Raw genomic sequence first — 18,527 nt, 5'->3', positions numbered from 1 at the left:
GCCACCGCCGCACCCCCGTGGCAATGTCCCCCAAAGCCGCCGCACGGCGACGCGGAACACGAGAGTCGAAAAGATAGGTGGTTTCGGCAACGGCCGGTCGGTCCAGCATGACGGGGCTATAGACTCCTCTTGATCCGGGCGCCATCGGGCTTGCATCCCGGCCCGAAACTCGTCATATCCCCCGCCGCGCCTGGGTAGCTCAGCTGGTTAGAGCACGGCACTCATAATGCCGGGGTCGCCGGTTCAAGTCCGGCCTCAGGTACCACCCCTCGCGCTAGGCAGCCACTATGGCCGGCCGCTTGATCAGCCGCAGAGCAAGCGCCGTCACCGCCGTCCCGGCCAGCAGCGCCACCACATAGCCGCCGAGATGCGACACCGCATTCGGGATCGGCAGCACGAAGACGCCGCCATGCGGCACCCGCAGCTCCGCTCCGACCGCCATGGAGATGGCCCCCGCCACCGCCGCGCCCGCGACGAGCGCCGGGATCACCCGCAGCGGGTCCTTCGCCGCGAAGGGGATCGCCCCCTCCGAGATGAAGGCGAGCCCCAGCACCCCCGCCGCCGGCGCCGCCTCCCGCTCCTCCGGGGTGAAGCGGCTGCGGAACAGGAAGGCGGCCAGCGCCAGGCCGAGCGGAGGCACCATCCCGGCGACCATGGCGGCCGCCATCGGGCTGTAGACCTGGCTCGCCAGCAACCCGGTCGAGAAGGCATAGGCCGCTTTGTTCACCGGCCCGCCCATGTCGAAGGCCATCATCCCGCCGATGACGAGGCCGAGCACCACCGCCTGGCTCCCCTGCATCCCCCGCAGGAACTCGGTCAGCCAGGCGAGCGCCGCCGCCACCGGCCCGCCGGCGACATAGATCAGCGCCAGACCCGTGACCAGCGCGCCGAGCACCGGCAGGATCAGCACTGGCTTCAGTCCCTCCAGCGTCCGCGGCAGGCGAAGTGCCCGGTTCAGCCAGGCGACCGAATAGCCGGCGACGAACCCCGCCACGATCCCGCCGAGGAAGCCGGCATTGAGCTGGCCTGCGATCATCCCGCCGATCATCCCCGGCGCGATGCCCGGGCGATCGGCGATGGAATAGGCGATGTAGCCCCCGAGCGCCGGCACCATCAGGGCGAGCGCCGCCTTGCCGCCGATCTGGAACAGCGCGCCGGCCAGCGTATCCCGGTGCGCTTCGTCGAAGGCATAGATGCCGCCCAGGGCGAAGGCCAGGGCGATCAGCAGCCCGCCCGCCACGGTGAAGGGCAGCATGAAGGAGACGCCCGTCATCAGGTGCTTGTAGGGCCCGCTGAGCGACGCCTTGCCCGCCGCCGGCGCCTGCTGCGCACTGGCCTCGCCCCGAACCTCGGCCTCGGCGAAGGCGCGGCGGACCAGCGCCGGCCCGTCATTGATCGCCGCCTTGGTCCCGCTGAGGAAGACCCGCTTGCCACCGAAGCGGGAGAGGTCCACCTGCGTGTCGGCCGCGATCAGCACCAGGTCCGCCTCCGCGATCTCCGCCGGCGTCAGCGCGTTCTGCGCACCCACCGAGCCCTGGGTCTCGACGCGGATCGCATGGCCGAGCGCCTTGGCCGCCCCTTCCAGCCCCTCGGCCGCCATGAAGGTATGGGCGATGCCGGTCGGGCAGGAGGTGATGGCGACGATCCTTCCGCCCTCCGCCCCGGCCGGCGCCGTGCCGCCCCCGAGCCGCGCCAGCACCGCGGCCGGGTCGGCCAGCACCTCGGCGATGCCGGCGCGGATGGGCTGCAGGCCGGCCAGCCCTTCGGGCGGCGCCGCATCGCCCACCAGCAGCAGCCCATCGGCCTCGGGGGAGGCGGGGAGGGGGGAGACAATGCCACGCTCCGTCCGCACCTCGACGATGAGGTTCCGGCCGCCCTTGCGCGCCGCCTGGCGCAGCGCCTCGGCGGCCAGCATGGCCTGGACGGGGCTGTCCCCCGCCTCCACCACCGCGATCGTCCCGGACATGGCTTTTTCTCCGTCCCTACGCCACCGGCTCGGCGGCGAGCGTGGCGGTGATTGCTTCCACCGCCGCCCTTCCGGGCAATTGCGCGCCCGGCATCTGCAATTTCGCTGCGGCGAAGCCGGTCGCCCGGCAGGCCAGCGCCGCCAGCCCCAGCCCATCGGCAAGCCCGGTGGCGATGCCCGCCACCATCGCATCCCCCGCGCCTACGCTGCTGGCAGCCACCTGCAAGGCCGGGGCCCGCACCACCAGTGCCTCATTCGCCGTGACGAAGAGCGCCCCCTCGGCCCCGAGCGAGACCACCGCCAGCCGCACCCCGCGCGCCACCAGCTCGCGCCCCGTCTCCAGCAGCGCCGCCCGGTCCGCCAGCCTGCGCCCGGCCCAGCCTTCCAGCTCCTGCCGGTTCGGCTTCACCGCATGCGGCAGCACCGGCGCCTCCAGCGCGGCGGCGAGCGCCGGCCCGCTGGCATCGACCACCACCCGCGCCCCCTGCTCCGTCAGCAGGCCGACGAGATCGGCATAGGTCTCGGGCACCAGCCCCGGCGGCAGGCTGCCGGCCAGCACCGCGACCGTCCCCTTGCCGACCGCCACGTGCAGCGCGGCCAGCGCCTCCTCCAGCGCCGCCGGCTCGGGTTCCGTGCCTGGCAGGTTGATGTCGGTCGTCGCGCCGGTCGCTCGGTCGAGCAGCTTCACGTTGGTCCGCGTCTCGCCCGGGATGCGGACGCAGCAATCCTTGATGCCCCGCTCGGCGAAGAGCGCCCGGTAAGGGGCGTCATTCGCCTCCCCCAGCAGCCCCGTCGCGGTGACGGGCACGCCCCAATCGGCGAGGCAGGCCGCGACGTTGACGCCCTTGCCAGCCGGATGCCGCGTGGCGCCGCGCGCCAGGTTGACCGCGCCCGGCCGCAGCGCCTCCAGCTCCACCGTCTGGTCGATCGCCGGGTTGAGGGCGAGGGTGACGAAGGGTACGGCCATCAGGCAGCCGCCTGCGGCGCCGGCCGCGTCATCGCATCGAGTTCCGCTTCCAATTCCCGCACCTCCGCTGTCGTGCCGCAGGCGATGGCGCGCGCGGCCAGCGCCCGCAGCGCCGGCAGGGTGGCGCCGCGCAGCACCGCCTTCACCCCTGGGATGTCGCGCGGCGTCATCGAGAGTTCCGCGACGCCAAGCCCCGTGAGCAGCGCCGCGCCGAAAGCCTCGCCCGCCAGCCCGCCGCAGACGCCGACCCAGCGCCCATGCCGTGTCGCAGCCTCCACCGTCTGCGCGATCAGCCGCAGCACCGCCGGGTGGAGGCTGTCCGCCTCCGCCGCCAGTTCCGGGTTCTGCCGGTCGATGGCCAGCACGTACTGGGTGAGGTCATTGGTCCCGATCGAGAAGAAGTCGACATGCCGTGCCAGCGCATCGGCCTGCACCGCGGCCGCCGGCACCTCCACCATGATGCCGACCGGCACCTCGGGCGCCTCGAGTTCCGCCCGGATGCGCTCGCAGGCCTCCCGCAGCGCCACCACCTCCGGCACCGAGGTCACCATCGGGAACATGATGGAGAGCGGCCCGCCCGCCGCCGCGGCGCGGTAGAGGGCGCGGAGCTGCGGCTCCATCAGATCCGGCCGGCGCAGCAGCAGCCGCGCCCCGCGCACGCCGAGGAAGGGGTTCGCCTCCACCGGCAGCCGCAGATGCGGCACCTGCTTGTCGCCGCCGATATCGAGGGCACGGACGATGAGGCGCCGGCCCCCCAGCGCCTCCAGCATGGCACGGTAGGTGGCGTACTGATCCTCCTCCCCCGGTGTGTCGCCGCGCTCGAGGAAAAGGAATTCGGTGCGCATCAGCCCCACCCCCTCGGCCCCCTGGGCGATGGCGAAGGCGGCCTGGTCCGGCAGGTTGATATTGGCCGCGACCTCGATGCGGTGGCCGTCCCGCGTCGCCGCCGGCTCCGCCCGCTGCGCCGCCTCGCGCGCCCGCTGCTCGTGCTGGGCGGCGAGGAAGGCGCGGGCGGAGGCGAGGTCGGCCTCGCCGGGCGAGAGGTGCAGCCGGCCGGTGGCGCCGTCCAGCACCGCCTCCGTCCCCGGCTTGAGCTCCAGCAGGCCAGGCCCGCCCGCGACCAGCGCCGGCAGGCCGAGGGTGCGGGCGAGGATCGCAGTATGCGAGGTCGGCCCGCCCGTCGCCGTCGCCAGCCCGATCACCCGGCTTGGGTCGAGACCCGCCGTGTCGGAGGGGGCGAGGTCCTCGGCGACCAGGATCACCGGCCCCCCCGGCAGGTCGTGCAGCGAGCCGCCGGCGAGCGAGGGGTCGATCTGCCCGAGCACGCGCCGCCCGACATCGCGCAGGTCGGCCGCCCGCCCGGCCAGCACCGGGTTGCCGAGGGCGGCGAGGCCGGCCGCCACACGTTCCACCGCCTGGTGCCAGGACCAGGCGAGGCCATGGCCTTCCACCATCAGCTGGCAGGTGGTGGTGATGAGGTCCGGGTCCTCCAACAGCCCGGCATGGGCTCGGAAGATGGCGGCCTCGCCGGGGCCAAGGCGGCGGGCCGTGTCGTCCTCCAGCGCCCTGAGCCGGGCGCGGGTGACGCGGATCGCCTCCTCCAGCCGCGCCCCGCCCTCGGCCAGCGGCAGCGGCACATCCGGGACGGCAGCCTCGGCGTTGGCGAGGACATGGATGCGGCCGATGGCGAGCCCCGGGCTGGCGCCGATGCCGGTCACCGAGACGAGGGCCCCGGCCGGTTCCCAGCCGCGCGCCGGCGCCGCGGCGCGCCGGGCCGCCTGCGCCGCATCGGCCTTCTCCTGCGCGCTCAGCCCGGTGATGGCCGCCCGCATCCGCGCAAGCGCCGCCGGCGTCCCGGCCGAGACGGTGACGCTGTCCCCGGCCTTCAGCCCCAGTTGCAGCAGCCCGACCAGCGCCGTGGCATCGGCCGCCTGCTCGCCATGCCTCACCTGCACGCGGCCGCCCGCGCCACGGGCCGCCTCGACCCAGCGCGTCGCCGGGCGGGCATGCAGGCCGGCCGGGTAGTCCAACACCCAGTCCCAGCGCTCGGCGAGGTCGGCGGCGGGCCTTCCCGGCGCGGCGGCGCCCGGCTCGGCGGAGAGGGCGGCGATGATCGCCTCCGCGTCATCCGTGGTGAACAGGGCCTGGAGCCGCGCCGGCTCGTTCAGCAGCCGCGTCAGGCGCCGGAGGATGGCGATGTGCTCGTCCGAGGCGGCGGCGATGCCGATGACGAGGTGCGCCACCTGGCCGGGATTCCACTCGACGCCCTCCCGCACCTGCAGGATGGCCAGGCCGTTCCGCCGCACCAGGCCGCGGTCCGCCCCCATGCCATGCGGGATGGCAACGCCATGGCCGAGAAAGGTGTTCGCCGTCCCCTCGCGCCGCGCCATGCTTTCGGCATAGCCGGGCTCGACGCAACCGGCGCCGGCGAGAAGCTGGGCGGCCTCGGCGATGGCAGCGGCCTTGCTCAACGGCCGGGCGTCGAGGCGGACCAGGTCACGGCTGATCGGCATGGGAGGCGCGGCTGTGGCCATGGGGGACGTTCCTGCCTTGCGTCGTTGGGCATGAATGAAATCGTTCTCAGTCGGCTTGTCAAAGAAAATCGGCTGCTGTTACGGGGTTCCAGGTTGCGGCGCCGGTGTGTGAAGGGCAAGCTACAGCAGCTTTGTTGAAACCGATTGCAGCGCATGACCACCAGCATCAAGGATGTCGCCCGCGCCGCCGGCGTCTCGCCCGCCACGGTGTCCCGCGCCCTGGGCAAGGGGCCGGTGAGCGAGGCGCTCCGCGCCCAGGTGCTGGAGGCGGTGCGCGCCACAGGCTACCGCCCCAACCTCGCCGCCCGCCGCCTCCGCTCGCAGGAGAGCGGGACGATCGGGCTGGTCCTCGCCGATATCGGCAACCCCTTCTTCACCGGCGTTGCCCGCGCCGTGGAGGCTGCCGCCTATGAGGCCGGCCTTCGCGTCCTGCTCTGCAACACCGACGAGGACCCGGCGCGCGAGGCCGCCTACCTCGCCCTGATGCAGGAGGAGCGTGTGGCCGGCCTGATCCTGGCCCCGACCCGCGCCACCGCCGAGGGCTTGGCGGAGGCGCCGCCCGCGATGCCGGTGGTGCTGATCGACCGCCCGGGGCCGCCGGGCCTCTTCGATTCCGTCCTGCTGGACAATGCGGGGGCGAGCGCGGCGCTGGTCGACTATCTGGTGGCGCAGGGCTATCGCCGCATCGCCGGGCTGTTCGGCCAGACCAGCGGGACCGGGGTGGAGCGGGCCGAGGGCTACCGCGCCGCCATGGCGCGGCACGGGCTGGCGCCGGCGCTGCGCTTCGTCCTGCCGCAGGTGGAGGCGGCGGAGGCCGGCTTCGCCGCGCTCTGCCAGCAGGGGCGGCCCGAGGCGATGATCACCAGCAATTCGCTCCTGCTGATGGGCCTGCTGCGCGCGGCCCGCGGCGCCGGCCTGCGCATCCCCGCTGACCTGGCGCTCGCCGGATTCGACAACGAGCCCTGGACCGGGCTGGTGGAGCCCGGCATCACCGTGATCGAGCAGCCGCTCGAGGCCATCGGCCGCCAGGCGATGGCGCTGCTCCTCGAGCGCCTCCGCACCCCATCGGCCCCAGTCCGCAAGGTGATGCTCAGCGGCCGCGCCATCCTGCGCGGCTCCACGGCATCAGCCCCGCCGCGGCCTCAAAGCTCGACGAAGACCCCGCCGCCCTCGAGCTTTACCTTGTAGGTGGCGACCGGCACCTCCGCCGGCTCGTTCAGCGCCGCCCCGGTGCGGATGTCGAAGCAGGCCTGGTGCAGCGGGCATTCCAGCTTGCCGTCCTCGCAATAGCCATCGGACAGCAGCGCATATTCATGCGTGCAGATGTCGTTGACCGCGAAGATGCCATCCTCCAGCCGCACCACGGCGATGCAGGTATCACCGATGCGCACCGGCAGCGGCATGTTCTCGGCCAGGTCGCCTTCCTCGGCGACGCGGTGCCATTCGGCCATGAGCGGTCAGACCTCCACCAGGATATATTGTCCATCGACCGAGACAGGGAAGGTCTCGGCGACGAAGGGACCTTTCGCCAGCGCCTCGCCCGGCTCAACGCTGACGGCATAGGTGCGGGCGCGGATGCTGTCCGGGTCGCAATAGCTTTGGCCGGTGCGGATGTCGAACTCCCAGCCATGCCAGGAGCAGGCGAGCATCTCCTGCGGCCGCGAATACTCGTAGCGCCCCGGCTCCGAGGAACGGACGAGCCCGCTGAGCCGCCCGGCGCAGAGGCTGCCCCCCTCATGAGGGCAGCGGTCGGTGAGGGCGAAATACTCCCCCGCCACATGGAAGAGCGCGATGCGCCGCCCGCGCACTTCCACCAGCTTGCGCCCGCCCGGCGGGATCTCGCCCACCGCGGCGACGACATGGCGCGCCATGCCCGTCCTCCCCCTTCGCTATCGGGAAGGCTAGCCCGCTCAGGCCGCGCTCGCCACCCGCTCCGCCTCGGCGGCCGGCGCATTGCCCTGCCACACCGACATGGCGACGAACTCCACCGGATCATGCGTGCAGAAGACCGCGAGCGAGGCATCCGGCTCCTCGAGCAGCCGCCGCAGCCGGCCCTGGTTGGCCCAGGCGAGGCGCGCATCCCAGGCCATCACCCGCTCATAGGCGGCGCTGCCCGCCGGGCAGCCGGGCAGCGGGGAATGCACCTCGGCGCGGTTGAAATAGGTGTCGCCCGCATGCAGCATCCAGCCGCGCGGCCCCTCGATGGCGACGCCGGCATGCCCCGCGCTATGGCCCGGCAGCGGCACCATCAGGATCTCGGGCGGCAGCCCCTCCAGCTCCGTCACCGCGTCGAAGCCGAACCAGCGGCCGGAGGTGCGGTCGGAATAGGTCCGCCAGCGCGCCGTATCGCCCCACTGCCCCGGCCGGTAGCGCACCCGGTCGAGCAGGGTCCGCCGCGCCCGCGCCGCCTTCGCCTCCGGCGCCATCACATGCACCGCGGCATGCGGGAAGTCGATCAGCCCGCCCGCATGGTCGAAGTCGAGATGCGTCATGACGATGTGCCGCACATCGTGCGGCGAATGGCCGAGCCGGCGGAGATGCCGCAGCATGGTGCGGTCCGGGTCGAGGCGGAAGCGCAGCAGGGCCGCATTCACCGCCGGCAGCCGCTGCCAGGGCCGCATCACGTCGCGCAGGCCGAGGCCGGTATCGACCAGCACCAGCCCGTCCCGGTCGGTCTCGATCGCCAGGCAATGGCAGCTCAGCCGGCCGACGGCGCCTGGGCTGACGCCGTCCATGAGGGCGCCGCCGAGCGGCCGGGCCGGGCCGCAATCGAGGTGGTGGATGCGCATGCCGTGTCCTCCTGCGCAGGGGAACGGCAGGGAGGGCGCATGGGTTGCCCGCCCCACGCTCCGGCTTGCCATGGGCCGAGAGTTACGATATAGGAATTTTCGCCCAGGCCTCGCCGCGCCGGCGGCACCATCCTGCTCCCGTCGCCCCCATGGCCAAGCCTGGCCCGGCCATCGTCCCGCCGTGCAGTTCCGATGAATTGGGGTTTCGCCGGTCGAACCCGCGCACCCCGCTAAATTCCTGAAATCCTAAAAATCCGCAGCCGACCCAAGCTAGATCAATGGCTTGGCGACCGCCCACTTCAATTCTTCAAGCCTTCCCGCCCCGGACGGCCTTGCCATCCGGGATGACCGGAAGCCTAGCGCGCCCTCGGCACCCGCGCCGCACCCTCAGGCGATGCCGCGCCCGGCGGCACCGGCGGCGGGTCCGGCCTCGGATAGGCGCGCGGATAGATGACCTCCTCCTTGGGCCCGGGCGCCCGCGGTGGCCCGGCCCGTCCGCAGCCGACAAGCGGCACCAGGGCCAGCAGGGCGAGGAACAGCCGGATCACGCCAGCCGCTCCCGCCACTCGGCCGCCATGTGGCGGACATTCTCCGGCGCCGTCCCGCCGAAGCAGGCCCGCGAGGCGACCGAGGCCTCGACCGTCAGCACGCCGTAGATCGCCTCCGTGATGCGCGGCTCGACGGCCTGCATCTCGGCCAGCGTCAGCCCGGCAAGGTCGCTGCCCTTCGCCTCCGCCCTGGCGACGAGCCGCCCGGTGACGTGATGCGCATCGCGGAACGGCATCCGCAGCTCCCGCACCAGCCAGTCGGCGAGGTCGGTGGCGGTGGAGAAGCCCGCGCCCGCCGCCTCGCGCAGCCGCGCCCCATCCGGCTTCATGTCGCGCACCATCCCGGCGGTCGCTGCGAGGCAGAGCGTCATCGTCTCCGCCGCGTCGAAGATGCCCTCCTTGTCCTCCTGCATGTCCTTGCCATAGGTCATCGGCAGGCCCTTCAGCACCGTCAGCATGCCGATGAGCGCGCCCATCACCCGCCCCGTCTTGCCGCGCACCAGCTCGGCGGCATCCGGGTTGCGCTTCTGCGGCATGATGGAGGAGCCGGTGGTGAAGGCGTCGGAGAGCTTGACGAAGCCGAAATAGGGGCTCGTCCAGATCACCACCTCCTCCGCGAAGCGGCTGAGATGCGTCGCGCACATCGCGCAGGCGAAAAGGAACTCGGCGGCGAAGTCGCGGCTGGCGACGGCATCGAGGCTGTTGCGCATCGGCCCATCGAAGCCGAGCGCCTCCGCCGTCATCCGCCGGTCGATGGGGAAGCCGGTGCCGCACAGCGCCGCCGCCCCGAGCGGGCTCTCGTTGAGGCGCTTCCGGCAATCGAGCAGCCGCCCGCGGTCGCGCGACAGCATCTCGACATAGGCGAGCATGTGGTGGCCGAAGGTCGTCGGCTGCGCCGGCTGCAGATGGGTGAAGCCCGGCATCACCGTCGCCGCCTGCGCCTCCGCCTGCTCGACCAGCGCCCGCATCACATCCTCGACCTGCCCGGCGAGCCCGTCGATCGCATCCCGCACCCAGAGCCGGACATCGAGCGCCACCTGGTCGTTCCGGCTGCGGCCGGTATGCAGGCGCTTGCCGGCCTCGCCGATGGCCTCGGTCAGCCGCGCCTCGATGTTCATATGAATGTCCTCGAGCGCCTCGTCCCAGGGGAATTCCCCGGCCTCGATCCGCGCCGCGATCGCCTCCAGCCCCTCGCGGATCGCCCTCTCGTCCTCGGTCGTGATGATCCCCACATGCGCCAGCATGGCAGCATGGGCGAGGCTGCCCCGGATGTCCTGGCGCCACATCTTGCGGTCGAAGCCGATCGAGGCGTTGATCGCCTGCATGATGGCGGAGGGACCGGCGGCGAAGCGGCCGCCCCATTGGGAGTTACTGGACACGATGGCTGCGCTTTCCGGACTGCGTGCGACCCGCCGGACGATCGCCCTGGCGGCGGCCGGGACCCTAGCGGGCGCCGCCCTCGGGCGCAAAGCCCTGGCCGCGAAGCTTACCGAATCTGCGCCGAAGCCGCTGCCGGAGTTCAGCTTCACCGATGCCGAGGGCAAGCCGCACACCGTCGCCGACTTCGCCGGCAAGGGGTTGCTGATCAACCTCTGGGCCACCTGGTGCCCGCCCTGCGTCGCCGAGATGCCGGCGCTCGACCGTGCCCAGGCGGCGCTGGCGGCGGAAAGCATCGTAATCCTCGCCCTCTCCTCCGACCGCGGCGGCCGCGCGATGGTCGAGCCCTTCTACCGCGATAAGGGCATCCGCCAGCTCGGCCTCTGGCTCGACCCACGCGGCGCGGCGAGCCGGGCCCTCGGCGCCCGCGGCCTGCCGACGACGCTGGTGATCGACCGCGAAGGCCGCGAGCGGGCGCGGGCGGAAGGCGACCAGCCTTGGGATTCGCCCGAGATGCTGGCCGCGATCCGCCGCCTTGTCGGCCCGCCGCGGAGCGCGCCGGACCAGGAGCGGACCTAAGGCTCCAGCTTCACGCCCGTCCGCTCGACCACCGTGCGGAACTTGGCTACCTCCCGCACGAGGAAGTCGCGCGCCTCGGCCGGGCCGTTCGGCGCCGTCCAGGCATCGACGCCCGCCGTCAGCAGCCGCTGCCGCAGCGCCGGCTCGGCGATCGAGGCGACGAGTGCCCGGTTCAGCGCCGCCTGCACCGCGGGCGGCATGCCGGGCGGGCCGAGGATGATGTTCCAGGTGGCGATGTCGTAGCCGGGGACGCCGGCCTCGGCGAGCGTCGGCAGGTCGGGGAAGGAGGGGAAGCGCCGGTTCCCCGTCACCGCGATGCCCCGCACCATTCCGTCCCGTACCTGCTGCGCGGCGGAGGCCAGCACGGCGATGCCGAACTGCCCTTCGCCCTGGAAGATCGCCGTCAGCATCTGCCCTCCGCTGCGGTAGGGGATGTGGACGAAGCGCGTCTTGAGGTCGAGCGCCAGCATCTCGGGTGCCAGGTGCACGATCGTGCCGACGCCGGAGGTGGCATAGGTGATACTCTCCGGCGGGGCGGCGCGCAGCCGGGCCAGCACCTCGGAGGCCGTGGCGGCCGGGAAGTCCTTGTTCACGATCATCAGCAGCGGCGCGGTGCCGATGACGCCGAGATGCGAGAAATCCGCCACCGGGTCGTAGCGCGTGCCGCCCACTAGCGCCGCTGGGGCGATGGCATGGGAGGAGCTTTCGACCAGCATGATGGTGTGGCCGTCCGGCGCCTGCCGCCGCAGCCAGTCGCTGGCGACGATGCCGGCGGCGCCGGGCCGGTTCTCCACCACCACCCGCGCCTCCGGCCCGAGATTGGCGGCGAGCCGCTCGGCCAGCAGCCGCGCAGCGATATCGGTGGAGCCGCCGGGGGCATAGCCGGTGGCGAGCGTGATCGGCCGGTCAGGGAAGGCCCAGGCCGGCAGGGTCGCCAGCAGGAGCGGCAAGGCAAGCAGCAGGCGGCACATCGTTGGTTGTTCCTCCCGGTTTGGTCTTGGCCTCAGCCGCCCGGCGGCGTCCGGCCGTTAACCCGCCCCATCAGCCCGAGATCGATCGCGGTGCGATAGACGGCGGCGGCGAAGCCCGGGCTGCCGGCCAGCGCCGCGAGCCGCAGCCGCGCCGCCGGCTCCGTCACCAGCCGCTCCAGTGCCGGTCCGTCCTCGGGCAGGGGGAGGGTGGGAATGACCGGCCCGCGCTGCGGCGGCGTGCCCAGCAACAGCCGCTCCACCGCCCGGCTGTCGAGCGAGACGACGGCGCCGCAGGTCATCGGCAGGTCCTCGTCCGGCCGGGCGATCCGGGCGCCGACCAGCGCCCCCGGCGCCCGGTCGCGGTCGAGGAAGCGGTCCCAGATCACCAAGGGCTCGCCATCTGGGAAGCTCTCGGCGCGGACGCCGCCCTCCGGGTTCGGGCCGAGGATGCGCCAGAGGCCGAAAGAGGCCGCCATCAGCGCCTCCAGCATGCGGTGCTCCTCGCTGCCAGGCGGGGCATCCTCGGCGCGGGCCTGGCGCTCGATGGCGCGCGTATGGTCGCCAAGCGGCTCCAGCACGGCAAGGTCGAAGACCACGGCAAGCTGCATCGGGTCCGCCGGCACCACCTGCTTGCCATCCCAGAGCGAGAGGGCGCGCGCCTGCTGCGCCAGGCTCGCCAGCGGGATGCGCTTCGAGGCGTCCGTCAGGATGCGCCGGCGGATGGCCGCATAGCGGCCATAGCGCGCGGCGGCGGTCAGCGCGTCGTCGCTCAATTCGGGACGGTCACGCCGAGCTTGCGGGCGCAACCGACGATGCCGGCCCAGGTGTCGGGCTGCAACGGCACGCCATTGGCCAGGCGCTCCGCCTTGAGGCGCGCCTCGGTCTCGCCGGGAGCCAGCACCTCGCCACCGGGCTTGGCCGGCTGGCAGGATTTCACCCAGGTGACGTAGTCCTCCGCCGCCTGCTTGAAGGCCGCCTCGGTGCCGAAGTGCCGGGGCGAGATGTAGATCGAGAGCATGCCGTTGGCGATGCGCCCGCGCGCATCGATCGGGCCGGAGCAGCCGCCCCCGGTGAAGGCGCCCGCCAGCAGCTCGCACATGAAGGCAAGGCCGGAGCCCTTGTGCTCGCCGAAGGCGCGGATGGCGCCGAGCCCGTTGGCCGGGTTGCGCGGCCCGACCTGCTCATACTCGCCATAGAGCGTGTGCGGGTCGCCCGAGAGCGTGCCGTCCGGCTCAATCAGCGCATCGGGCGGCAGCGGCTTGCCGCCATTGGAGGCGACGAGGACCTTGCCCTCGGCGACATGCGAGGTGGCGAAATCGAGCACCACCGGCGGGTCCGTCGGCACGCCGACCGAGAAAGGCGCGGTGGAGAAGCGCCGCTCCGTCCCGCCGAAGGGGGCAACGAGCACGCTGCCGGCTACGTTGACGAAATGAATGGAGATCAGCCCGGCCGCCAGCGCCTGTTCCGCATAGGCGCCGATGCGGCCGACATGGCCGGCGTTGCGCAGCGCGATGATGGCGGTACCGTGCTGCTGCGCCCGCTCGATGCCCATGGCCGTCGCCTGCGGCGCAACGGTCTGGCCGAAGCCGTAATGCCCGTCGAGCAGGGCGAAGGCGCCGCCATCGGTGACGACCTCGGCCTGCTGCCCGGCGACGACATAACCGGCCTGCTGCCATTCGACATAGCGTGGCACCCGGGCCACGCCATGGCTGTCATGCCCGGCGAGGTTGGCGCCGAGCAGGTGCTCGGCGATGCGCTCGGCCTCGGTCGCATCGCAGCCATTGGCGCGGAAGATGTTGCCGACGAGGTCAGCGAGGGGTCGGGCGCCGATCAGCACCGGTTGGTAGTCTGCCATGGCCCGATCCTAATCCTTCCGCCGCGGCCAGGCTACAGCACCAGGTCGGTCTTCGGGTCGATCAGGTGCATCTGGTCCATGTCGACCGCCATGGCGGCGAGCTTGCCTGGCGCGACCTCGACCGCCGGGTCGAAGCGGGCGCAGATCTCATGCCCTTCGACCCAGAAATGCAGCAGCGTCTCCATTCCCATCGGCTCGACCACCTCGGGCGCAGCCTCGAAATGGGCGATGCTCGGCCGGTGCTCGTTCGGGTGCGGCTCGGTCAGGTGCTCCGGACGGATGCCGAAGAGCAGTTCCCGCCCGACATGAGGGGCATAGCGCGCGGTGCGGGCAGCCGGCACCGGCAGCACCGCCCGGTCCGTCATGCGGACGACGAGGCCGGAGCCCACCTCCTCCAAACGGGCCGGGATGAAGTTCATCGACGGGCTGCCGATGAAGCCGGCGACGAAGCGCGTCTTCGGATGGTGGTAGAGCTCCTGCGGCGGGCCGACCTGCTCGATCTTGCCGTGGTTCATCACCACCACCCGGTCGGCGAGCGTCATCGCCTCGACCTGGTCGTGGGTGACGTAGACGGTGGTGGTGCGGACGGTCTGGTGGACCTTCTTGATTTCGGTCCGCATCTGCACGCGCAGCTTGGCGTCGAGGTTGGACAGCGGCTCGTCGAACAGGAACACCTTCGGGTCGCGCACGATGGCGCGGCCCATGGCGACGCGCTGGCGCTGGCCGCCGGAGAGCGCCTTCGGCTTGCGGTCGAGCAGCATGCCGATGTCGAGGATCTTGGCCGCATTCTCGACCCGGCGCTTGATCTCGCCCTTGTCGAATTTCCGCAAGGTGAGGCCGAAGGCCATGTTGTCGTAGACGGTCATGTGCGGGTAGAGCGCGTAGTTCTGGAACACCATGGCGATGTCCCGGTCGCGCGGCGGCACGTCGTTGACGACCGTGCCGCCGATATCGATCTCGCCGCCCGAGATCTCCTCGAGCCCCGCGATCATCCGCAGCGTCGTCGACTTGCCGCAGCCGGAGGGGCCGACCAGCACCACGAACTCATGGTCGGCGATATCGAGGTCGATCCCCTTCACCGCCTGGACGCCGCCCTCGTATTCCTTGACGACCTTGCGCAGATGCACCTGTGCCATGGCGCGGCTTATCCCTTCGTCGCACCGGCGGTCAGGCCGGCGATGTAGTAGTCCATGAGGAAGGCGTAGACGACGACCGGCGGCAGGGCTGCCATCAGCGCGCCCGCCATGATCTGGCCCCAGGCGAAGGTGTCGCCCCGGATGAGCTGCGACACGACGCCGATCGTCAGCGGCATGTGCTCCGGCGTGGTCACGAAGGCCGTCGGGTAGACGAAGGCCGCCCAGGAGACGGTGAAGGCGAAGATCGTCGCCGCGATGATGCCGGGCAGCGCGACGGGGATGAAGATCTTGGTCAGCATCTGCATCCAGCCGGCGCCGTCGATCAGCGCCGCCTCGTCCAGCTCCTTCGGGATGGAGGCGAAGTAGCCGATCATGATCCAGGTGCAGAAGGGCACCGTCAGCGTCGGGTAGATCAGGATCAGCCCCCAGATCGAGTTCAGCAGGCCGAGGCTGCCGACGATCTGGTAGAGCGGGATGAAGAGCAGCGTGTCCGGCACGAGGTAGGTGAGGAAGACGCCCGTGGCGAGCGCCTGGCTGCCCCAGAACTTCATCCGCGCCAGCGAGAAGGCCGCCAGCACCGAGATCACCATGGAGATGGCGACGACGCAGAGGGTGATGATCACGCTGTTGACGAAGAAGCCGCGGAACAGCGGGTTGGCGATCAGCTCCATGTAGTTCTCGAGCGTCGGCGCCCGGACGATCCAGGGGTTGCCCGAGAGGTTCGAGATCTCCGAGCTGCTCTTCAGGCTGGTGACCAGCATGTAGAAGGGGGGCGCGAGGAAGATGATCGTCGCCACGATCAGCGAGGCATAGGCCGTCCAGAGCGCCCAGCGGCGCTCCGACCGGAGGCTGCCGAGCTTCTTCCCCGTGTAGGAGACGATGGTGCTCGCGGTGCTGGCGGACATCACATCTGCTCCTTGTTGCGGCGGTTGATGCCGCGGAGGATGAAGTAGGCGAAGACCGCGAGCACCGGGAACATGAAGAGGCTCACGGCGGCGCCGCGCGGCAGGTTGCCGGAGAGGATGCCGACCTGGAAGGCGTAGGAGGCGAAGACCTGCGTCAGGTCGCGCGGCCCGCCATTGGTCAGCACCCGGACGATGTCGTAGTTGGCGAAGGTGACGATCAGGCTGAACAGCACGGTGATCGAGATGATGTTCTGCATCATCGGCAGCGTCACGTAGCGCAGCCCCTGCCAGCCCGTGGCGCCGTCGATGGCGGCCGCCTCGTAGAGCTGGTCCGGCACCGATTTCAGCGCTGCCAGGTACATGATCATGAAGAAGGGCGAGCCGTACCAGACATTCACCAGGATGACCGAGAAGCGCGCCCACCAGGGCTCGCCCAGCCAGGGCACGGCCGGCACGGCGAAGATGTTCAGCAGCCAGTTGATGGAGGAGTAGGACGGGTCGAACATCCACCACCAGCCGAGCGTGGACAGCGCCGGCGGGATGACCCAGGGGATGAGCAGCATGCCGCGCCACTTCCGCTGCCCCTTGGCCGGAATGTGGTGGAGCATGTGCGCCAGCCAGAAGCCGATCAGCGCCTTTGCGATCACCGCCCCGACGGCGAAGATGCAGGACTGCATGATCACCATCCAGAAGGTGTCGCTATCCAGCAGGATCTCGAAATTGCCGAGACCGATATTGGCCGTCATCCGCCGGTTGAGCGTCGAGAGCCACATGGCGTAGCCGGCCGGATAGACCACCAGCCCGCCGATGAGGGCGATCAGCGGCAGCGCCATCAGGAAGGCTATGGTGGATCGCCGTCTGGCGAAGCGCTGCATGGTGTTGGCGCGCCCGCTCCCGGCCGCTGCCGGTGCGCCGGCGACAAGAGTGCCGTCCGCGGCCATGATCCGTCCTCCCTGATAGCAGCAAAGCAGGCGGGCGGCACCGGCCGCCCGCCCGTGATCGTCAGCCGCCGCGGACGATCGTCGTCAACTCACGCTCGAGCCAGCCGAGCGCCTGGTCGACCGTATCGCCACCCTGGGCGACGCGGGCGATGACCTTGGTGTTCAGCGCCTGGACGTACATCTGCGCGGCGAATTCGCCGGGCGCCGGGGCGAAGGCGATGGAGGGCTTCGCCTTGTGGTGCGGCTTCAGCGGGTAATTGTAGACCGTGCCGACCGGCGGTCCTTCCGTCTCCCAGATCTTGAAGTCGCTCATGGTCTCGAAGGGCGGGATGTCGTAGCCGCTGGTCTTGCTGGTCAGCGCCTCGGCCGAGGAGCGTTCGCCCAGGAATTCCAGCAGCGCCTTCGCCGTCTGCTTGTTGCGGCCGAAATTCCAGATGCCCGAGGTCCAGGGGAGATAGGCGAGGAAGCGCCCCTCCGGCCCGGCCGGCATCGGGATGGTCCAGCACTTCTCGGCCACCTGCGGCTGGTCGCGCTTGGCCACCGCCCAGGCGGAGGGCGGGTTGAAGACGAGCGCCGACCGGCCGGAGATCAGCGCCCGGTTGTTGGAGGCGTCGTCCCAGGCCCAGACGTCGTTCGGCAGGGCCTTCGAGAGCCTGACGGCATATTCGATGGCGGTGCGCAGCTTCGGGTTGTTGCGGACGGTCGGCTTGCCCTTCTCGTCCATCATCGAGGCGCCGTAGCTGGCAAAGAGCGCGCCCACCCAGTCCACCGCGTCGGAGAAGGCGCCGAGCGGCAGGCCGAAGGGGTAGCCGGCCTTGGCGCATTTCTCGGCGGCGGTGAGGAAGGTATCCCAGGTCCACTGGTCGGCGCCCGGGCCTGCCTGGCCGCTGGCAGGCCACATGGCGCGGACATCGAGGCCGGCATGCTCCTGCATCAGGTCGAAGCGGACGCAGGCCGGCTTGTTCTGGGTGCCCGAGGTCGCCGGCACGCCGCGCCAGGCGCCCTCGCGCTTCGCCAGGTACTCGGCCACCGGGTTGATCGGCCCGTACTTGGCGATGAGGCGGTTGATGACGTCATCCACCGGCTCCAACACGGAGGCGTAGGTGCCGACATCCCAGGGGGCGAGCGAGATGATGTCGTGGCCGCTCTTCGACTGCGCCTGGGCGGCGCCGGCGAGCTGGAGCTGGTTGCCCGTGGTGTTGATGAAGTCTAGCGTCACCTCGACCCGGTTCTTCTCGCTCCATTCCTTGACCAGGGCGCGCATGGCGTCGTTCCCGGTCGGGACCCAATGGTCCCAGAAGGCGACGCGGAGGCTGCCGCCCGTGCCCTGGGCATGGACCATCGGGGCGCCCAGAGCCCCCGCCGCGATCACGCCGGCACCCGAGCGCAGTGCCCCGCGCCGGGTCATTCCTTTGCCTGTCATTCTTGTCGTCCTTCCCCTGCGGGCGAGGGGTTATCTCGCACCATCCCTGTCGCGGACCTGTCCCGGCCCCGGGCATGACTGTGGCGCAGCCCTGCCCCGCTGACAACGGGGGGGTAATGGATGTGGCGGGAACGTGGGGCGCAGCCGGCCGTTTGGACGACAATCTGTGATATAAGGACCGTCCCGATGCGTACCATTACTGGCCTGTTCGATTCGCGCGCGGAGGCCGAGCGCGCCGTTGAGACCCTCGTGCAGCAATTCGACTACCCGCGTGACCGAATCCAGGTGCAGGCCGCCGGGGCGGACAATGCCACCGCCGGCACGCAGGACCGGCGCAGCGAATCGCACCACGGCTTCGATCGGGGCCAGGGTGGGGGCGAGGGTATCCTCGTCTCGCTGCTCATCGAGGACGATCAGGTGGAAAAGGCGACCCAGGCGCTCAAGACCAATGGCGGGAAGATCGCCGAGCAGGCGCCGGGCGACCAGCGGCCGGGCGCGCAAAGCCCGGATATCTGACCCCGGCTTGCCGCCATCTC

Annotated in this window: 18 protein-coding genes and 1 tRNA gene; 4 read left to right on the top strand and 15 right to left on the bottom strand. The window is 71.3% G+C overall.

The features are described 5' to 3' along the window. Nucleotides 1–188: 188 nt before the first annotated feature. A tRNA-Met gene (locus JMJ56_RS25935) sits at nt 189–265 on the top strand. A 9-nt stretch (nt 266–274) separates the two neighbouring features. Here JMJ56_RS25935 and JMJ56_RS25930 read toward each other — a convergent pair. From JMJ56_RS25930 to ptsP, 3 genes are read right to left on the bottom strand one after another with little or no spacing between them, the layout of a single operon-like run. After that, complete coding sequence (locus tag JMJ56_RS25930) at nt 275–1,966, bottom strand: PTS fructose transporter subunit IIC (RefSeq protein WP_202834655.1); 1,692 nt, start codon at nt 1,964–1,966, stop codon at nt 275–277. Nucleotides 1,967–1,982: 16 nt separating this feature from the next. Beyond that, nucleotides 1,983–2,933, bottom strand: coding sequence for a 1-phosphofructokinase family hexose kinase (locus JMJ56_RS25925; protein WP_202834654.1), 951 nt, complete (start codon nt 2,931–2,933; stop codon nt 1,983–1,985). Further along, nucleotides 2,933–5,467, bottom strand: coding sequence for a phosphoenolpyruvate--protein phosphotransferase (gene ptsP / locus JMJ56_RS25920; RefSeq protein WP_202834653.1), 2,535 nt, complete (start codon nt 5,465–5,467; stop codon nt 2,933–2,935). Before ptsP ends, JMJ56_RS25925 begins: the two co-directional genes overlap by 1 nt. Nucleotides 5,468–5,620: 153 nt before the next feature. Between ptsP and JMJ56_RS25915 the strand changes: the two genes are divergently transcribed. Next, the gene (locus JMJ56_RS25915; protein WP_202834652.1) at nt 5,621–6,655 is read left to right on the top strand and encodes a LacI family DNA-binding transcriptional regulator; all 1,035 of its coding nucleotides are present in this window, start codon (nt 5,621–5,623) and stop codon (nt 6,653–6,655) included. On the opposite strand, the gene JMJ56_RS25910 is transcribed toward JMJ56_RS25915, so the two are convergent. The 5 genes from JMJ56_RS25910 to argH all read right to left on the bottom strand — a co-directional run bounded on the left by JMJ56_RS25910 (nt 6,610) and on the right by argH (nt 10,183). Continuing rightward, the gene (locus JMJ56_RS25910) at nt 6,610–6,918 is read right to left on the bottom strand and encodes a non-heme iron oxygenase ferredoxin subunit (protein ID WP_043361210.1); all 309 of its coding nucleotides are present in this window, start codon (nt 6,916–6,918) and stop codon (nt 6,610–6,612) included. The two genes, JMJ56_RS25915 and JMJ56_RS25910, sit on opposite strands and share 46 nt — an antisense overlap. A 6-nt stretch (nt 6,919–6,924) precedes the next feature. Beyond that, nucleotides 6,925–7,338, bottom strand: coding sequence for a Rieske (2Fe-2S) protein (locus JMJ56_RS25905; RefSeq protein WP_202834651.1), 414 nt, complete (start codon nt 7,336–7,338; stop codon nt 6,925–6,927). A gap of 39 nt (nt 7,339–7,377) precedes the next feature. Then, complete coding sequence (locus JMJ56_RS25900) at nt 7,378–8,256, bottom strand: MBL fold metallo-hydrolase (RefSeq protein ID WP_202834650.1); 879 nt, start codon at nt 8,254–8,256, stop codon at nt 7,378–7,380. Nucleotides 8,257–8,612: 356 nt separating this feature from the next. Continuing rightward, nucleotides 8,613–8,804: a hypothetical protein gene (locus tag JMJ56_RS25895; protein WP_202834649.1), complete on the bottom strand. Its 192-nt coding sequence runs from the start codon at nt 8,802–8,804 to the stop codon at nt 8,613–8,615. Continuing rightward, on the bottom strand, nt 8,801–10,183 hold the full coding sequence (gene argH, locus JMJ56_RS25890) for an argininosuccinate lyase (protein WP_407927952.1): 1,383 nt from the start codon (nt 10,181–10,183) through the stop codon (nt 8,801–8,803). Before argH ends, JMJ56_RS25895 begins: the two co-directional genes overlap by 4 nt. 1 nt (nt 10,184) lies before the next feature. Here argH and JMJ56_RS25885 point away from each other — a divergent pair, with 1 nt between their 5' ends. Continuing rightward, a complete protein-coding gene (locus tag JMJ56_RS25885) occupies nt 10,185–10,760 on the top strand; it encodes a TlpA family protein disulfide reductase (RefSeq protein WP_202834648.1) in 576 nt (191 codons plus the stop codon). On the opposite strand, the gene JMJ56_RS25880 is transcribed toward JMJ56_RS25885, so the two are convergent. The 7 genes from JMJ56_RS25880 to JMJ56_RS25850 all read right to left on the bottom strand — a co-directional run bounded on the left by JMJ56_RS25880 (nt 10,757) and on the right by JMJ56_RS25850 (nt 17,991). Beyond that, complete coding sequence (locus JMJ56_RS25880; RefSeq protein WP_202834647.1) at nt 10,757–11,731, bottom strand: Bug family tripartite tricarboxylate transporter substrate binding protein; 975 nt, start codon at nt 11,729–11,731, stop codon at nt 10,757–10,759. The two genes, JMJ56_RS25885 and JMJ56_RS25880, sit on opposite strands and share 4 nt — an antisense overlap. Before the next feature lie 32 nt (nt 11,732–11,763). Then, nucleotides 11,764–12,504, bottom strand: a complete 741-nt coding sequence (locus JMJ56_RS25875) for a hypothetical protein (protein WP_202834646.1) — start codon at nt 12,502–12,504, stop codon at nt 11,764–11,766. Then, nucleotides 12,501–13,586 (bottom strand): malate/lactate/ureidoglycolate dehydrogenase, encoded by a 1,086-nt coding sequence (locus JMJ56_RS25870; RefSeq protein ID WP_202834645.1) that lies wholly within the window; start codon nt 13,584–13,586, stop codon nt 12,501–12,503. Before JMJ56_RS25870 ends, JMJ56_RS25875 begins: the two co-directional genes overlap by 4 nt. A gap of 32 nt (nt 13,587–13,618) precedes the next feature. Continuing rightward, complete coding sequence (locus JMJ56_RS25865; RefSeq protein ID WP_202834644.1) at nt 13,619–14,722, bottom strand: ABC transporter ATP-binding protein; 1,104 nt, start codon at nt 14,720–14,722, stop codon at nt 13,619–13,621. An 8-nt stretch (nt 14,723–14,730) separates the two neighbouring features. After that, nucleotides 14,731–15,627: a carbohydrate ABC transporter permease gene (locus tag JMJ56_RS25860; RefSeq protein WP_202834643.1), complete on the bottom strand. Its 897-nt coding sequence runs from the start codon at nt 15,625–15,627 to the stop codon at nt 14,731–14,733. After that, nucleotides 15,627–16,568 carry a carbohydrate ABC transporter permease gene (locus JMJ56_RS25855; protein ID WP_202834642.1) on the bottom strand — a complete coding sequence of 314 codons (942 nt, stop codon included), beginning with the start codon at nt 16,566–16,568 and terminating at the stop codon, nt 15,627–15,629. The genes JMJ56_RS25860 and JMJ56_RS25855 overlap by 1 nt, the downstream gene beginning before the upstream one ends. 61 nt (nt 16,569–16,629) lie before the next feature. Beyond that, nucleotides 16,630–17,991, bottom strand: a complete 1,362-nt coding sequence (locus JMJ56_RS25850; RefSeq protein WP_202834641.1) for an ABC transporter substrate-binding protein — start codon at nt 17,989–17,991, stop codon at nt 16,630–16,632. A 186-nt stretch (nt 17,992–18,177) separates the two neighbouring features. On the opposite strand from JMJ56_RS25850, the gene JMJ56_RS25845 reads away from it, so the two are divergent. Further along, nucleotides 18,178–18,507, top strand: a complete 330-nt coding sequence (locus tag JMJ56_RS25845; RefSeq protein ID WP_202834640.1) for a hypothetical protein — start codon at nt 18,178–18,180, stop codon at nt 18,505–18,507. Nucleotides 18,508–18,527 lie beyond the last annotated feature (20 nt).

The sequence above is a fragment of the Belnapia arida genome, assembly GCF_016773205.1.
Lineage (GTDB): Bacteria > Pseudomonadota > Alphaproteobacteria > Acetobacterales > Acetobacteraceae > Belnapia > Belnapia arida.
Note: the sequence above shows the minus strand (reverse complement) of the source record. Positions and strands in the feature narration are given on the sequence as shown.

Coding starts and splice junctions, on each gene's coding strand:
- JMJ56_RS25915 (WP_202834652.1), top strand. CDS start 5,621: ATGACCACCAGCATCAAGGATGTCGCCCGCGCCGCCGGCGTCTCGCCC.
- JMJ56_RS25850 (WP_202834641.1), bottom strand. CDS start 17,991: ATGACAGGCAAAGGAATGACCCGGCGCGGGGCACTGCGCTCGGGTGCC.
- ptsP (WP_202834653.1), bottom strand. CDS start 5,467: ATGGCCACAGCCGCGCCTCCCATGCCGATCAGCCGTGACCTGGTCCGC.
- JMJ56_RS25865 (WP_202834644.1), bottom strand. CDS start 14,722: ATGGCACAGGTGCATCTGCGCAAGGTCGTCAAGGAATACGAGGGCGGC.
- JMJ56_RS25870 (WP_202834645.1), bottom strand. CDS start 13,586: ATGGCAGACTACCAACCGGTGCTGATCGGCGCCCGACCCCTCGCTGAC.
- JMJ56_RS25905 (WP_202834651.1), bottom strand. CDS start 7,338: ATGGCGCGCCATGTCGTCGCCGCGGTGGGCGAGATCCCGCCGGGCGGG.
- JMJ56_RS25860 (WP_202834643.1), bottom strand. CDS start 15,627: ATGTCCGCCAGCACCGCGAGCACCATCGTCTCCTACACGGGGAAGAAG.
- JMJ56_RS25845 (WP_202834640.1), top strand. CDS start 18,178: ATGCGTACCATTACTGGCCTGTTCGATTCGCGCGCGGAGGCCGAGCGC.
- JMJ56_RS25930 (WP_202834655.1), bottom strand. CDS start 1,966: ATGTCCGGGACGATCGCGGTGGTGGAGGCGGGGGACAGCCCCGTCCAG.
- JMJ56_RS25885 (WP_202834648.1), top strand. CDS start 10,185: ATGGCTGCGCTTTCCGGACTGCGTGCGACCCGCCGGACGATCGCCCTG.
- JMJ56_RS25900 (WP_202834650.1), bottom strand. CDS start 8,256: ATGCGCATCCACCACCTCGATTGCGGCCCGGCCCGGCCGCTCGGCGGC.
- JMJ56_RS25925 (WP_202834654.1), bottom strand. CDS start 2,933: ATGGCCGTACCCTTCGTCACCCTCGCCCTCAACCCGGCGATCGACCAG.
- JMJ56_RS25855 (WP_202834642.1), bottom strand. CDS start 16,568: ATGGCCGCGGACGGCACTCTTGTCGCCGGCGCACCGGCAGCGGCCGGG.
- JMJ56_RS25910 (WP_043361210.1), bottom strand. CDS start 6,918: ATGGCCGAATGGCACCGCGTCGCCGAGGAAGGCGACCTGGCCGAGAAC.
- JMJ56_RS25880 (WP_202834647.1), bottom strand. CDS start 11,731: ATGTGCCGCCTGCTGCTTGCCTTGCCGCTCCTGCTGGCGACCCTGCCG.